Below are 15766 nucleotides of genomic sequence, written 5' to 3'. Positions count from 1 at the left end.
TGATTCTGCAGATATCAGCGTGCAAAGCGGCAGCCGAAGCCAGGCCTGTGAACTCCGTCCAGAGCTACGGGCGACCCAGAGCCCGGTAGGCCCAGCCGGCGGCCCGCCATTGCTGCGGGTCGAGCACGTTGCGCCCGTCGACCAGGTTGCGCTGCGCGACCCGGGCCCCGATGGTGTCAGGGTCCATCGCCCGGAAGATCGACCATTCGGTGAGCAGCATGACCAGGTCGGCCTGCTCGACCGCCTCTTCCAACGAAGCGGCGTAGGACAGTTCGGGGTGCAGCCGTTGGGCGCTGCCGTTGGCCTCGGGGTCATACACCAGCACGCTCGCACCGCGCCGGCCGACCGCGGCCGCCACGTCCAGGGCGGGGGAGTCACGGACATCGTCGGAGTTCGGCTTGAACGCCGCGCCCAGCACCGCCACCCGGGTGCCGCGGTAGGAGCCGTCCAGCAGGTCCAGGCCGAGTTCGACGGTGCGGGCCCGCCGGCGCAGGTTGATCTCATCGACGTCGCGCAGGAACGACACCGCCTGATCCACACCGAGTTCGCCGGCCCGGGCGATGAAGGCCCGGATGTCCTTGGGCAGGCAGCCGCCGCCGAAACCGAGGCCGGCATTGAGAAAACGCCGCCCGATCCGGGCATCGTGACCGATCGCGTCGGCCAACTGGGTGACGTCGGCGCCGGTTGCCTCGCACACCTCGGCCATCGCGTTGATAAAGCTGATCTTGGTGGCCAGGAACGAGTTCGCCGCCACCTTCACCAGTTCGGCGGTCGCGAAGTCGGTCACGATCACCGGGGTGCCTGCCTCGATGACCGGCGCGAACGCCGAGCGCAACGTCTGCTCGGCCCACTCGCTGTGCACGCCGAAGACCAGCCGGTCCGGACGCAGGGTGTCCTCGACGGCGAAACCCTCCCGCAGGAACTCGGGGTTCCAGGCCAGCTCCACCTCTTTGTTCGGAGCCAGGTCGGCCAGCACCTTGGCCATCCGCACCGCGGTGCCGGCCGGCACGGTGGACTTGCCGACCACCAGAACCCGCCGATCAAGGTGCGGAGCCAGCGAGCGGAACGCGGCCGAGACATAGCTCAGATCCGCGGCGTACTGGCCCTTCTTCTGCGGAGTGCCGACGCAGATGAAGTGCACGTCGGCGAACTCGGCCACCTCTGCGTAGTCGGTGGTGAAACGCAACCGGCCCGAGTCGATGTGCTTGGCCAGCAGCTCAGGCAGTCCGGGCTCGAAGAACGGGATCTTGCCACCGCGCAGCGCCTCGATCTTGGCGATGTCGACGTCCAGGCCGATGACGTCGTAGCCGAGTTCGACCATGCACACCGCGTGGGTGGCCCCCAGGTAGCCGGTTCCGATCACCGAGAGGCGAGGACGCTGAGTCATAGATCTTTCACTCCTGCTAGGTGGTCCCCCATGGAGAGGACGCTCGGCGGTGTGGCCGGGCTGCCCCGAGGCTATCGCGTCGGCGCCTTAGCACCGTTTTCGCTCGCCGAACAGCCCGCTGATTGCCCGTCCGGCCCGGCCGTCAGACACTGGTCGGCTGGCGGCAGCGCAGGGCTGGCCGGCGGCTGGCACGTGCCGGCCGAGCGCCCGCGATGCCGGGCCGTGCCGGCAGTGATGATGGGCGCAGATCGTTGCGCAGCGCTAGGGGATAGGTGACGCTTAACACCATGGCGCTCAATCCGAATTTCGACACTTACCGGCTCACCGACGAGCACACGATGCTGCGCGAGGCGGTGCGCTCGCTGGCCGAGGACAAGATCGCGCCCAGGGCAGCCGAGGTGGACCGGACGGCCGAGTTCCCGCACGATGTGCTGGCCGCTCTGGTGCGGGCGGGTTTCCACGCCACCCACATTCCCGAGGAGTACGGCGGCGCCGGCGCGGACTCGCTGGCCACCGCCATCGTGATCGAAGAAGTCGCCCGGGTCTGCGCGTCGTCCTCGCTGATCCCGGCGGTGAACAAGCTCGGCACGATGCCCCTGCTGCTGTCGGCGTCGGAGGAGTTGAAGAAGCAGGTGCTGCCGCCGGTCGCCTCCGGCGAGGCGATGTTCTCCTACGCGCTGTCCGAGCGCGAGGCCGGCTCCGACGCCGCGGCGATGCGCACCCGGGCGGTGCTGGACGGCGACCACTGGGTGCTCAACGGCACCAAGTGCTGGATCAGCAACGCCGGCGTGTCCACCCACTACACCGTGATGGCGGTGACCGACCCGTCCCAGGGCGCCCGCGGCATCTCGGCGTTCGTGGTGCACAAGGACGATCCCGGCTTCTCGGTCGGCACCCACGAGCGCAAGATGGGCATCAAGGGCTCGCCGACCTGTGAGATCCACTTCGACAACTGCGCCATCCCGGCGGACCGGATCATCGGCGAGCCCGGAACCGGGTTCAAGACCGCCCTGGCCACCCTGGACCACACCCGGCTCACCATCGGCGCCCAGGCGCTGGGAATCGCCCAGGGCGCGATCGACGCCTCGATCGCTTACATGAAGCAGCGGCGGCAGTTCGGCAAGCCGATCGCCGACTTCCAAGGTCTGCAGTTCATGCTCGCTGACATGGTCATGCAGACCGAGGCGGCCCGCCAGCTGATCTACGCCGCGGCCGCGAAGGCCGAACGCGGCGAGCCGGGGCTGACCTGGTACTCGGCCTCGGCGAAGGCATTCGCCTCCGACGTCGCCATGAAGGTCACCACCGACGCGGTGCAGCTTTTCGGCGGCTACGGCTACACCGAGGACTTTCCGGTGGAGCGGATGATGCGCGATGCCAAGATCACCCAGATCTACGAGGGAACCAACCAGATCAACCGGATGGTCATCGCGCGCCAGATCCTGAAGTAGCTCGTCGGGCTCGGAATCACGGGCCTGCGGGTGGTTTTCGGGGCTGGAAGGCATCCCGGCCTCCTTCTTCGCGCTCGGCATGCGGCGGCAGGCGTCGGCACGCCGCGGCACGGCTTGTGTGCCAAATGTCGATGCATTCAAGAGCTTGCCGTCCGGGCCAACGGTCAGCATTTAGTGTAGGACTAAAACGACTCTCTGCGGTACCCCTAGGCTGCAGCCGTGGCTGCCAGCCTGCGGAGCACGGGCGATGCGCGAAAAAGGTCGAGATTGTGGCCGACTCAGTCGTTCCGTGCGCGAGCTGGCTGGCGCTCGCCACTACTTGGGCGACCGGGGCAAGCTGACTCGCCGTCGGCGTTACGCGTAGCTAACTGTTACTTACTCGTGGCTCCGGCGGCCGGCCCCTGCAATCGACAAGCAGCCCTCTTCAGGATGCGTGCGGGGAGGTCCTTGCTTGTGCTTCGGCCATCCTGGACGCGACCACGCCGCCGCCCCTCGTGAGGTCCGACAGCGCCCCGGCTCGCCGCCGTGTGCCGATTGGCTCCGAACAAGCCGCGGCGAGCGCTCGGCAGGGCTGGCTTTCAAATTCGCCCTCGTGGGTACGCGGCCTCGGTCGATCCAGCTCGGTTGGAGGATGGCGAAGATCGCCGAATATGGCGCGGCGTCGCGGTCAATCGTCGACTCAACGTCGCGCTGATATGTGCGGCGGGCGGGGTTGGTTTCTTGTCTCGCAAACCGGATCGTCCAGCGGACGCGACGGCAGCTGACTTGCCCGTGCCGCAAGGGCCGTGCCCAAATACCGCCAGTGTCGAGCGGGACGTAGCGACCAAATGTCAGAGAAGGGGCACAATCAGCGCAGCAGCCCGAGGAAGGACGTCCCTATGCGTCACCTGACCGTCCGCGTCGCCTGGCATGACAGCGGCTGGGATGCGCGCGTGTGCGCGGCTCCGTCACGCAACTCCTTCTGCCTGGCATTGGACCGGGTCCGCGAGGAGCGTAACGACGCCGCCGAGGATGCGCTGGCCGGCCGGCTGCTGTCGGAGTTGAGCAGTAAGCAGCACCCGCCGTGCGCCGCCGAAGGCACGCCTTTTATGAACGCGACGCCGTGGACGCGCACGTTTGAGCACCCGTACGCCCACAGCGCCAACACCAAGATGACGCACGGGCATCTGGCGTCGACGCAGATTGTCGTACCGCCGTACTCAACCTTCGCCGTGCCGTATGCCTGGATGCTGGCCCGCCAGCAACAGAGCATCGAGGAGCGTTTGCCTGACCCGCTGGACCCGGAGCTGGTCGATTTGCCATTCGAAAGCAAGTGGGTGTTCAACGGCCGGCGGCAGCGTCAGCTTCTCGAGCATATCTTCGGCCAGCTTGACGTCGACAGCTCACTGGTCATGATCTACACCAAGACTGGCCACCCGCTCGATGAGCGGCATAACCGGCTTCTGCTCGGCATCGGGACGCTTAGCCAGATCAGCTCGACGCTTCTGTACGACAAGTCCGCGACCGGCCCAGACCAGCCGCTTTGGGACCGACTGATTAGCCACTCGATCCGGCCGACCGGAACCGACGGGTTGCTCCTGCCTTACCAGGACTACCTGCGGCCCACCGGCGACCCGCAGGAGGACGCGCACCGCGCCGGCCTGGCCGAGCAGATCGCAATCGGTGTCGACGACGCACACGTGCGGGCGTTCTCCTACGGCAGCGAGCTCGCCGGTCCTGACGTCGCACTGGCGATGCTGACGGCGACGCTCGAGGCGGTCCGGAGCGTGCGCGCCCACGGCATCGCCACCGGCCCCTGGGAGCAGCGCGAGGAGTGGATCAACGCGCGCATCGCTGAGCAGTGGACCGCTCGCGGCTCCTACCCAGGATTGGGCGCGACGTTGGAAGGGATGGGGCTCCGGCTGGGAACCAGCATGGTCCGCGAGCTGCTCGGCTCGGGCACGCTGCGCAACGACGAGAACCCTTGGCCGCTGATCGCGGCGCTGCTGGAGGGCAGGCAGCCGCCGCCCCGTCCTGTGTACGCCGCGGACCTCGCCATCGCGGGCCGGATTTGGTCTGTGCTGCCGGCCAAGCGCCGCGAGTTCCTGCACCTACTGTCCCGTCTGGACGTCACCAGTGATGCCGCGAGCCGTTGGCAGGATCCTCAGCGACGGAACGCGAGCACCCGTGCGCCGGTATCGGATGTCGACGCACTGGCCAACCCCTACCGGCTAGCCGAGGTCGACCTGGGCAGCGGCCGCGGCGAGAACCGGGAGGGGCCAATCACCGTCGGCACGGTGGACCGCGGCCTGCTCGGCGGTCTGCCCGCGCCGACACCGGCGCCGGTCAACCCGCCGCTGGCCGGCAGCATGGACCCGCGCCGGATCCGGGCGGCGTTGGTCGCGGTGCTACGCGACTCCGCCGAGCGCGGGGATACGCTGCTGGCCGAAGGTGAGGCCGCCGAGCGGGTGGCGGCGCTGGACCTTTCCAGCCCGCTGGTCCTGCCGCCGTTCGCGCTGGAGGCACTTCCCGACCTGGACATCGAGGTGCTGCGGACGACCACCCCAGACCCCGAGGGCGTGGAGGTCCCAGTCGTCCAGCTCGTCGAACGGGCCACCATCGCGAGCACGCTGACGAAGAAGCTGCTCGCCCGGGCCGGGGTTAGCGCGCCGAGCCTGGGCGAGGATTGGCATGACCTCCTCGTCGACGCGATCGGCACGGCCAAGATCGACCTGGCCGACAACCGGCACGTCGCCGCGCTGAAAGAGCAGGCCGACGCGCTGGAGCGCATCACGACCCGCAAGCTGTCCTGCCTCGTCGGCTCAGCCGGCACCGGCAAGACCAGCGTGCTGGGAGCGCTGCTGCGCAGCGGCAAGCTCGTCGGGGAGGGTGTGCTGCTGCTAGCCCCGACCGGCAAGGCCCGCGTTCGGCTCGCTCAGGCCGCCGCCGGCGAGGCGATGACCGTCAGTCAGTTCCTCTACCGGCAGGGCCGGTACGACGGCGCGCGCCAGCGCCCACTGACGACCGCGAGCACCGCAGCGGCCAAGGCCAAGGGTCTTTACACCGGCAAGCGCACCGTAGTCGTCGATGAGTGCTCGATGCTGACCGAGGACGACCTCGCCGCCGTTATCGGTGCGCTGAACTTGGGGTTCATCCAGCGCCTGATACTGGTCGGCGACCCCAACCAGCTGCCGCCGATCGGCCCAGGTCGGCCCTTCGCGGACCTAGTATCGCTGCTGGACCGGGCCGCCGACGCACCGCTGGGCAGCCCGCAGCGGGCCGCCAACGGCGCGCTGGCTCGGCTGCAAGTTCAGCTACGCGCGGCCGGCGGCTCAAAGGCGCTGGCGCTCGCCGCGTGGTTCACCGACGACACCCAACCGGTCGACGCGGATCGCATCCTGGCTGAGCTCGACGGCGACCCGGCGCTGCTGCCGGGCGAGTCCGCGGGCGATGACCTGGCCGGCCCAGGCGGGGAGCAGCCGCTTGTATTCGAGCCGAACGACGCAGTCGCCCGGGCAGAGGCGTACGGCCAGCAGTTGGCAAAGGTGCTGCCCGGCGGCGTCCGGCAGATCGGCGATTTGGAAATCGTGTTCTGGAAGTCCCCGGAGGAGCTGCGGGCGGCGCTGCTCGCGCAGCTAGCCAAGCAGATCGGTGCGGACAGCCCGGCTGGGTTCGACGCTGCACTCGGCATCGTCGACGGCTACGTCCCGTTCGGTGACCACTCCGGCGCGGAGAAGTTTCAGGTCCTGTCCCCAGTACGGATGAACTCGCACGGGGTGTACGAGCTCAACCGATTGATGCAGGCGACATTCCGCTGCGCCGAGCTCGCCAAGGGCCGCAAGCAGCACCGGGCGCTGGGAGCGGAGGACATCGTCGTGCGAGACAAGGTCATCTGCGTGACCAACGGTTACCGCAAAGGCTGGGACCACCAGCACAAGACCAAGGTTGAGGAGTACCTGGCCAATGGCGAGGTCGGACTAATCGCGTCGGTGGCGAACAAGGGCTACGGCACACAGTGGGCGCTGGCTCTGGCCCGTCGCGAGCACGAGCACTTTTACTTCGGGGGCGGCGGTGACACCAGCGCGCTGGAGCTAGCGTACGCGCTGACGGTCCACAAGGCGCAAGGGTCGGAGTTCGAGACTGTGCTGGTCGTGCTGCCCAAGTCGTCACGAATGCTCTCGCGGGAACTGGCGTATACCGCGCTGACCCGGGCGCGCAAGAAACTCGTCCTGCTGGTCGAGGGCGACGACCCCAGCGTACTGCTTGACCTGACCAGGGCAGAGCGCTCAGAAACCGCGCGACGCAACACCAACCTGTTCGCGCTGACGGCGGTGCGGCGGCCAGGGGAGGAGCAGCCGTTCGCAGAGCATCTGCGACACCGCGCCTCTGACGGAACGCTGGTCCGATCTAAGAGTGAGGTCGTCATACTGAACCGCATGCTGGAGAGGTTCGGTCCGGACATCTTCCAGTACGAACAGCGACTACCGGGGGTGGTCACCGGCGGCCGACTGCTGCCGGACTTCACCGCAGTGACCGACGCTGGCGAGCCGATCGTGCTGGAGCACCTGGGGATGCTGGACGTGCCGAGCTACCAGGCATCGTGGGCGTGGAAGCGGCAATGGTACGTGGCGAACGGGTTCGTTGAAGGACGGACACTTTTCACGACCGACGAACGAGACGGGCTTTCCACTGCCGCTATTGACGCGGTCCTGGACGAGATCGCCAAGGTGCTCGAGCTGTAGCTGCGCGCCAACGACTGGCCCCGGCGCTGGAGCGTCCCGCCCTTTGACTCCCTAGTCTTAGCGGACCGCTCGTGGGCCAAGAAGTAGCAGTGGCCGGATCCCGACGGCGATATCTAAGGCGAGATATGAGCGCAGCCAGAATTCCGAAGAGACCCAAGCAGCAGCGGGTGCTCCTAGACACGAACATCTGGTCGATGCTGGGGCGCACTGGTAATGGTCCCGCTTTCTACGCCCTCGCCCGCGAGATGGACTTCGAGGTTGTCGTAGCGCCCAGCATCTTGCTTGAGATCGCTCGCTCCTCGAACGTCGAGGCATCTGCTCGTGATCGAGACGCGGTCCTGGCGGGGCACCGGCGTCATTTGCCAACTGAAGCCGAGCTAGTGACGACCGAACTTCTTGATGAGATTCGACGCCTCCATCCGGAGTGGCTGCTGAACAGGCCGGACGACCGTGATTGGAAGCAGCTTCATCGATTCTGGACCGTCGAACTCTGGCGGCATGCCCGTAGGGACTGGCAAGCCGTGGTTGACACGGGTGCGGTTGCTCCTACCGAGGACGTTGAGCTACTCCGGACGGCTCAGGCGAAGCTCAAATCGGCGATGTTGGAACTCAAGATCAATGTTCCTGCAGCGCGTGGGCAGATTAAACCAAACGGTCCGCAGTGGTACCAACGGGCGCTTCCCGAGGACGGTTGGGTAGATCTTTGGCGTCTTGAGGCTTGGGAGCAGTCGCGAAAGGTGATTATGGAGATCGCTCGGCCCAGCTTGCGCGACGGTACCGTGCGAACGCTTGCAGATTGGCTTGAGGGCTTCGTCGATGTGGCGGTGATCAGACGGGACATGGAGGCGTTCACGAGGTTCTGGTTCGCAGAGGTGGAAGCGAGTCACATGCCCTGCGAGTGGCTCTCGTTCACGGCTCAGCGGTATCAAATGGTCTCCAAGGTTACGGACAGCAGCCCCTTCGACGCGCAACATGCTGGCTATCTTGCGGAGTGCGATCTATTCCTGACCGCAGACCGTCGCTTCGTGTTGACCATCGAAAGCATGGCTCGTGACTCACCGTTTGACGTCGCAACTCCACTTCGCATCGCCGGTCGAGGCGACACGGTCATCGACGAGATCCGAAGGGTGATTAGCGCGGCCGAGTGAGTGCGTGACTAGACATCCAACCTCATCATGCGTGGTGGGATTCCGGCCGGGATGAGCGAAAGCGGAGTTCTGCGCGCAGCCAGCATCGTGCCGGTGGAAGCAGGCACTACAGCTGCGCCAGATTCCGCGGAGCAGGCACCCGCCCAGCCTCAGCGGCGCAGGCGGTAGTGGCTTTGGCGTTGGCGAAAACGCTGAGCGCCGGATTCGGGCGGGGCGGAAACTCGGTAGTACGACAAGTTCTGCGGTGAACGCTAGTAGACCTGCTGCTGCGATGGGCTTACGCTGGAGCATGGCAGGCCGTACCTGCTCGCCTCCGAGCTGGCCGCCCCCGCGTGGTGACCGGCATCGATGGACAAGGGCCACCGGCCCGTACGGAGTCCCTTCTTCGGTATGCCCACAAGCCACCGTCGAGGACGCGGGTCTCGGCGGGACGGAGTGGACATGACCAGCAAGAACAACTGCGCCAAGAAGGACGCCCGTACCCGGCAGAAGGCCACCGGCGAGCGGTATACAGCCTCGCGCCGCAAGACCCGTGCGATCAGCCGACGATTCATCGACGACCACTGCGCGAGCTGCCTCCAGCGACTGCCCGACGGCGAGCCGAAGCTGTACTGCTCCGAGTTGTGCAGTCAGACAGCCGACACCGTGCGGTACTGGCGGGCGACCCTTCGCGACGGCCGGTACCAGGCGGACTCGACGGTGCGCGAGGCGATCGACCTGCGGGTCGCGCACCTGCTGGCCGGTGGCTACCACCGGCAGGCCCGGGCGCTGACTTCGGAGCTGCGCGAGTTTGTATTCGCCCGCGACGAAGGCAAGTGCGTTGCGTGCGGCAAGCCGGGCGAGGAGATCGATCACATCGACGGCGACTCCAACGACCTGGCCAACCTTCAACTGCTGTGCAAGGACTGCCATCACGCCAAGACTGACCAGCAGATGGTCCTGGCCTCGCCGGACAAGCAGCGGTGGGCGCGTGAGCTGTATGCGACCCGGGTGGCGCCGGCTGAGCCGAGCTTGCTCGCCGACGACGAGGTCCGTTGGCGGCAGGAGTGGGCCGGTCTCAAGAAGGCCCGTTGGCAGCGATTGCTGGAGAAGATGGAGGAGGCCGGGCTGGACCTAGCCGACTTCAAGGGCGCGAGCAGGGCCGAGATGGTTGAGGCGCTGAATGACGAGCTGGCCGATGCCGATGAGGGCGCCTACCCCGAGGAGCACGGCGACTACTACGACCGGGTTGAGGATGACTACGACGGCGGCTACGGCCCCGGCAGCTACTTCGCCCACGCCATGGCGAAGGACGACTAGCGGCTTAGACCTGTCTGCAGGCGTCTGGGCATTAGCAACGCGAGCGGCGACGATCCGGAGGTTGCAGTCCACTGCGACCGAGCGCCCTCGAGCCGTCCGGTCGGAGACAAGTCCGACTTGCCCAGCGCCTACCTCTCCGAGCCTTCCTCGCCGGAATCGGGCTAACAGCACCCAGGCGGGAGGCCTCATCAAAGCCTAAGGCGGTGCCGCCGGAATCCGGGTACGAAGTAGGTCGGAGGGCTCAAGCTTATGCGAGTGCCCTTGATAGTCACGGGCGCGGTCAGCCAGTGCGGCCTGACCGGGGGCGCTGCGGAGCCACTCAGCCAACTGGGAGCTGTTCCACGCGCTGTCCGCGTTGACATAGATTCCGTAGAGGTTGTTTGATGCGACCGCGCCTGTCTCGTTGCTGATGACCCGGTGGCTGCGGTGTGCGAACGGGCTGAAGAACATGTCCGGCGCATCGACCCGCTCGACCGAATACCACGACGGGCGTCGGCTGGTTAGGTGCCGCAAGTGGTACCCGTTATGTTCACCAAGTTCGAGCAGGTTTCGAAGGGGTGGCTCGGTGATTGGGCGCTCAGCAGGAATTTGAAGCAACCACCGTTGTAGGCCGCGCTCACCGTTGAGTGCGAACGTTGCCGCGTCCAATACATCGCCTTCGACATGGCTAGCCCTCAGTAGCGCGGGCACGACCACATCAGCGGGCAACGTCTCCTTCACCTCATCGGTCATGAAGAAGAACTGGTTGGCGCCGGTGGCCACACCGCGCCGGACGCCGATGATATCGCTCAGCAGAAGGGTGCTGCTGTCATCGGTCGGCATGCGGTGGAGTCGCGTGAACCTAGGCGGCGTGGGGCCAGTTCGCACCACCCTTTTGTAGTTGGTCAGCGCGACCTTTCCGTCGATGATCTCTGCGTTCTGAACAGCGAACGGGCGCGTGCTGCTGTCAGACTGTGGCCCGACGTAGAGAATCATCGCTGTCACCTGGGTGCCCGGGAACACCTCAGCGGTCGAGGGGAAGAACTGCAGGCGCACCTCTCTGTCACGGGCGGTCCATAGCCACTTGCGTGCCTCGCGTCCATACCGCGCCTGACACCAGTTTCCCGGCAGGAGCAGACACAGGCTGTCCTCAGGCGATAGAGCTCGAATACACGCCGCGAGGAAGTAAGTCGACAGCCCCGCCAGGCCGCTGTCCACCAAGGGTCCGGCAGCTTGTTGAGCGACCTGTTTGTCCTGTGCCGTCATGTGCTGGTGCCGGGTGTAAGGCGGGTTGCCCAATATCAGGCGAGGGCCCGGCAGGGTTGGAATGGCGGAGGACCAAGTGAGGAAGTCCTGGTGGACTAGATGCAATCTCGCTTGGATCCCGGTGGATTTCAGGCGTTCCTCGTGTGCGGCCAGCAGCCCGAGCGTGACCACGTTGACGTCCACAGCGAGCACGTCCACTGGCGCCCACGTTGTGGTGGCCGCCAGTGAAAATGCGCCGACGCCGGCGCCAGGATCGATGACGGTCTGAGGCTGTAGATCCTGACAGAGGCGAAGCATGTGGCTGACGACAGGGCTGGGGGTGAAAAACGTCCCTAGGACGCGTCGGTTGACACCGCGCACGATCTGGGAGTAGGCCATGGCAAGCACATCGCTCGTCGTTGCCGCGAGCGCACACACCTGCTCGAGCAACTCTCTGGGAACCGTTTCGCCGTCTACCAGCGGGTGTGCCCAGGACTGCAAGGCTGCCGGCCATTGCGCGGTCCCCCGGCCGGCGAGCGCCGCAGCAAGGGCTCCGAGCCGGGCGAGGGCTGCCCGCTCTGAGTCGCTGGTCCCACGTACGTCGGGGAGGCCACAAGCGGCCTCAGCGGTGCCTGTCGCCGGCGCGAGGCGGGCCCATTTCGTTATTGCGGTCGCGACGAGGCACGGATCAAGTTCGGTCGGGGGCGGCACTCGTGTCATACCCAGAGACTGCGGGATCGACAGTGAGATGCATTCGACTCAGGCGCGGACCCGGCAGCGCGTCCGACTATTGCACGTTCTCGCCCGGCCACCTGCGCAAGCCTCCCTCTCGTTCCATGTTAATCAGGTGACCCTAGCCCTGGGTCGCCGTCGGCGCCCGGGCCGGTGATCCGCTGTGGTATCCCGCCCAGGGCCCTGTTGAATGCAGGTTCCTGACCGAGGTGGGCAAGCACTTCTTCCAAATCGAGCGCTTCATCGAGGGGCTCGCCGGGATCGTCCTCGTCGGGCAGCGACATGCGCAGCAGAGCTGGGTCGTCGAGCATGCGGGACAGACGCTGCGACTTCGCCGCCAGCCGGCGCCCGACCCGCTCATCGATCGTCCCGATGCTTGTCAAAATGTAGATGCGGGTTTCAACGCCCGGCTCCAGGCCGAGCCGATGGATCCTATCCAGTGACTGAAGATACTGCCCCGCGTTGAACGTCCGTTCGAGGTAGATCGCGTCATGGCAGGCGTCGTGCAGGCTGACGCCTTCCGACAGTGCGGCCGGGTTAGCTAACAAAACCTGACATGTCGGGTCGTGGCGGAACCGCTCAATTTCTCGCTCCCGGGTGCGCACACCCGGTTCGGCGTCTTCGGCGCTGGGTATGGCGCCGTAGACGACGGCTGGGCGCAGGGCTGCCAGCTGCTGCTCGAGGTCGAGCAGATTCGCGGGAAAGTTCGACCACAAGAGGGTTTTTCGCTCGTCTGCGGCGTGGGCGTGGATCATGCGCGCGGCGCGGGCGATCTTCGCCGGTACCTCGACGTCGGAATATTCGTTGAGTACGCGCGCCAGACTGGAACCCTGCGGGATTGTCAGCGACGGATACCGATAGGCGCGGGGATCGGCGCTGGCGGTGAGTAGCTTAGGGCTCGATGCGGCCTGCAACAGGTACATGGTGACTTCACCAAGCATTGAGAACATGGCCGCGTCGCGTTGGTCGACGTCGAACAGTCCGGAGTAGCGGCTGCGCAGCGCGTCATAGATGTGCTGCTGCATTTCACCCATCTCCACCGGCACAGGGATAACCCGGACGCGGGGCAGATCCAGTTCATGCTTCGTGGTGCGTACATACAGCGGCGCGATCACATGATTGATCTGCGACATCGCGGAGTCAGGAGGGTCGGTCCGCAGGGCGTCCGCCGGCAACGCTGCGGTAGCGGCTCCGCCCGGCCAGAGGATGTCAAGGATGGCTTTGAGGTCTCTGGGATGGTTGGGTGCGGGGGTGCCAGTGAGGATGTCCCGGCGCGCTGCGAGTGGGGCGAGTTGCAGCAGGGATCGCCCCCATTCTCCGAGGGCGCCGCGCTTGGCGCGGTGCGCTTCATCGACCACGAGGTGGACGTGATTGGCTGCCATCCACGCCGACAGTCGGGGCATGGCGCGCGCGAGGCGTTGGTAATTGACGAGCACGACCTCGGGCAGCGGGCCGGTATCGGTGTATCGGCCGACGGTCGGTGCGACGGCAAGTACCTCGTGAGCATCCTCCTCCCATGCCCCGAACGCGGACAGCGGCGCGACCACGAGCAGCCGATTAACCCGTCCGGCTGCCTTTTCGAGCGTGTTCAGCGCGTAGGTGACTGTGGTCTTTCCGGCACCAGGTACGGAGAAGTTCGCTCCGTGCTGTAGCCCGTACAAACGCGTCAGGTCGCGTAGCTGAAACTGGCGCAGGGTGCGCTTGACTCCAGCGTCTCGCACGTCCTGATGCGTGACTTGCGCTGGCGCGGTGCCTTGGCGCCTCAACGCCGCGTTCAACGAGCGGCGATCGTCGTTGTGCCGGCGCAGGAGTGCGGTGACTGCGTCGTCGGCGCGGAATGCGATGTTGTACTGCCGAAGCAGTCCGCGCAGCAGCGGGACTGCGGCGAAAAACTTCTCTGGAGGCAACACGATCACATCATCGTCGATGTGGGATTCGGCGTCGGCCACGGTCAGGGCGATCTCGGTCCAGTCCTCCGCCACAATCGCGCGACGATGCAGAGTGAACTGCGGTGGCGAGCCGGCCAGGGACGCCGAGAGGGTCGCGGTATCACTCATCGTCGCCGTCAGCCGGAATATCGGCGGCCTCCGCCAACGCTGCCTTAATTTCGCTCAGCAGACCTGTAATGTCGTCGGCGAGCGCGACGGTCTCCTCACGTATGGCGAGGAACCCCGCGTCGTCCCCGACCTCATCGAGGGCGTCGAGAGCGTCGCGCAGATTGTTGCGGGCCTGCGTCAGTGAGGTCGCCGGACGGCGTATCCGGCTTCCCGCAGCTTGCCGTCGCTTGACTGCGTCAAGTCCCCGTTTCACGGACTCAGACAGCGCTGCGCGAACGTCCGCCGCAGGGGCGGTCGTTCCATCGGGCAGCGTGATGTTGACTTCCCCGCCATTCTTCGCAGCGACAGTGATGTCGAGGACGCGTTGCACGGTGAGCGTACTGGCACCGCGTGGTGTGTCGGGCTCATCCCCGAGAAGGTCGAGACCGTCTGGGTCGCCCGCGGGGGCGCCGGCCGCCGGCGCCGCGGGTGATGATGCGGTGTCGGCCCCGGGTTTCGAGGTCGCGCTGGGGTCGTCTCCGACAGTAGGTCCTGCGGTTGCCGAAACCGTCGTGGCGGCCGCGGATACGCTTACCGCGGTAGTGTTTCCGGTTGCGAGGTCGGCGATGACGTCGGCCTCCACCCAGTCTCCGACAGCGTGGCGCAGGATGTGCACCGAATCCCAGCCGGACAGGTAGGCGATCAGCCAACGCCGAACGTGATCGTCGCCAGCAGCTCTGCCCTCGCTTGCGTCAATGCCGCGGACGCGGCTGAGCAGGCCGAGCCAGTTCTCCTTCTTGTCCTGCTCACTGACGAACTCCGATAGCGGAAGAGGTGTCGAACCGACCAGGCGCCGTGCCCGTTCCATCAGGACCAGCGCAGCGCGCAGTTCTCGGACCTTCGCATCACCGCCGAGCCTCAGCAGCCGCGATATCTGAGCGTCAGACATTTTCGCGTCGTCGTGCAGCTTCTTGATCATCATAAGTTCACTGACGAGGTTGTAGTCGTCCTTGTGCTCGCGTTGTTTCTGCAGGACGCTCTCGAGCTCGAGCTCTTGCTCGTTGGTGAAGTCGACGGGCAAGATCGCGACTCGGATGGTTGCGATCTTGCTCAGGCCCTCATCTCGGAGTTCCCGTAGCAGGACGCAGCGGGTGTTTGCGTTGATGAGCTTCCCGCTTCGGGTGATGACCCCAGGCTGGCCTTGGCCGTCGTCCTTGAGGCTGTCTTTCAGCGCTTCTGCGTACCGGTGGGATGTCCGGACAAGCTCGGCGACCGCTCGCTGGGATTCGGCCGAATTCGGATCCTTCGCGATTTCCGCAGCGAGGGGATGGTCAGCCAGCTGAGGGGCGATGCGGAAGCTTTGCGCATTCAGCACGGGAACGTCGAGGGGAATCTCAACGACGGGTAGCAATTGGGAGCTGCCACTGATTTCAATCCTCAATGTTTCTTTTGGCGCGGAGCTGGCGCTGATGGCTGCGAGAGCTTGGGCGACGTGCTGGACGCGTGATGCCTCAGTCATTGAGGACCTCTCAGGGAGAACTTGACTTGAACGGGGCCAGCATAAGTTGATGGTCTGACACAGATTGTCGGTCCTCGCCGCTGCACCTTCGAGATTCCGCACGTTGCAACCACGCGGCTCCGCGGCCTCGCCCAAACTACGCCGTATCCGGCGACGACCGGATCTTCCCAGCAGCGCGCGCCCGGCCTGATCCGCCGGCAGCCGATGACAACCTGGACTTCGACCGCAGGGCCCGCTGGTTCTTCAACGTGC

General features: G+C 66.0%; 8 protein-coding genes. 4 read left to right on the top strand and 4 right to left on the bottom strand.

Going from position 1 to position 15766, the window contains the following annotated elements:
• Positions 1-64: 64 nt before the first annotated feature.
• Positions 65-1387, bottom strand: a complete 1323-nt coding sequence (locus VF557_11670; GenBank protein ID HEX8080862.1) for a UDP-glucose/GDP-mannose dehydrogenase family protein — start codon at positions 1385-1387, stop codon at positions 65-67.
• Between the two features lie 287 nt (positions 1388-1674).
• On the opposite strand from VF557_11670, the gene VF557_11665 reads away from it, so the two are divergent.
• From VF557_11665 to VF557_11650, 4 genes are all read left to right on the top strand, one after another.
• On the top strand, positions 1675-2835 hold the full coding sequence (locus tag VF557_11665; protein ID HEX8080861.1) for an acyl-CoA dehydrogenase: 1161 nt from the start codon (positions 1675-1677) through the stop codon (positions 2833-2835).
• 878 nt (positions 2836-3713) lie between these two features.
• Complete coding sequence (locus VF557_11660; protein ID HEX8080860.1) at positions 3714-7556, top strand: AAA family ATPase; 3843 nt, start codon at positions 3714-3716, stop codon at positions 7554-7556.
• 125 nt (positions 7557-7681) lie between these two features.
• Positions 7682-8704: a hypothetical protein gene (locus tag VF557_11655; GenBank protein HEX8080859.1), complete on the top strand. Its 1023-nt coding sequence runs from the start codon at positions 7682-7684 to the stop codon at positions 8702-8704.
• Positions 8705-9145: 441 nt separating this feature from the next.
• Entirely contained in the window at positions 9146-10003 is an 858-nt protein-coding gene (locus VF557_11650) for an HNH endonuclease signature motif containing protein (protein HEX8080858.1), read from the top strand.
• A 195-nt stretch (positions 10004-10198) separates the two neighbouring features.
• Here the strand turns inward: VF557_11650 and VF557_11645 are convergent, their stop codons facing one another.
• From VF557_11645 to VF557_11635, 3 genes are all read right to left on the bottom strand, one after another.
• On the bottom strand, positions 10199-11677 hold the full coding sequence (locus VF557_11645) for an Eco57I restriction-modification methylase domain-containing protein (GenBank protein HEX8080857.1): 1479 nt from the start codon (positions 11675-11677) through the stop codon (positions 10199-10201).
• A 389-nt stretch (positions 11678-12066) separates the two neighbouring features.
• Positions 12067-14016, bottom strand: coding sequence for a DEAD/DEAH box helicase (locus tag VF557_11640; protein HEX8080856.1), 1950 nt, complete (start codon positions 14014-14016; stop codon positions 12067-12069).
• Complete coding sequence (locus VF557_11635) at positions 14009-15514, bottom strand: hypothetical protein (GenBank protein ID HEX8080855.1); 1506 nt, start codon at positions 15512-15514, stop codon at positions 14009-14011. The genes VF557_11640 and VF557_11635 overlap by 8 nt, the downstream gene beginning before the upstream one ends.
• Between the last annotated feature and the right edge of the window lie 252 nt (positions 15515-15766).

The organism is Jatrophihabitans sp. (assembly GCA_036389035.1).
In the GTDB taxonomy this organism is placed as follows: Bacteria; Actinomycetota; Actinomycetes; order Mycobacteriales; family Jatrophihabitantaceae; genus Jatrophihabitans_A.
This window is presented reverse-complemented; position numbering and strand designations above follow the sequence as displayed.

Coding starts and splice junctions, on each gene's coding strand:
- VF557_11650 (HEX8080858.1), top strand. CDS start 9,146: ATGACCAGCAAGAACAACTGCGCCAAGAAGGACGCCCGTACCCGGCAG.
- VF557_11640 (HEX8080856.1), bottom strand. CDS start 14,016: ATGAGTGATACCGCGACCCTCTCGGCGTCCCTGGCCGGCTCGCCACCG.
- VF557_11660 (HEX8080860.1), top strand. CDS start 3,714: ATGCGTCACCTGACCGTCCGCGTCGCCTGGCATGACAGCGGCTGGGAT.
- VF557_11665 (HEX8080861.1), top strand. CDS start 1,675: ATGGCGCTCAATCCGAATTTCGACACTTACCGGCTCACCGACGAGCAC.
- VF557_11635 (HEX8080855.1), bottom strand. CDS start 15,514: ATGACTGAGGCATCACGCGTCCAGCACGTCGCCCAAGCTCTCGCAGCC.
- VF557_11655 (HEX8080859.1), top strand. CDS start 7,682: ATGAGCGCAGCCAGAATTCCGAAGAGACCCAAGCAGCAGCGGGTGCTC.
- VF557_11670 (HEX8080862.1), bottom strand. CDS start 1,387: ATGACTCAGCGTCCTCGCCTCTCGGTGATCGGAACCGGCTACCTGGGG.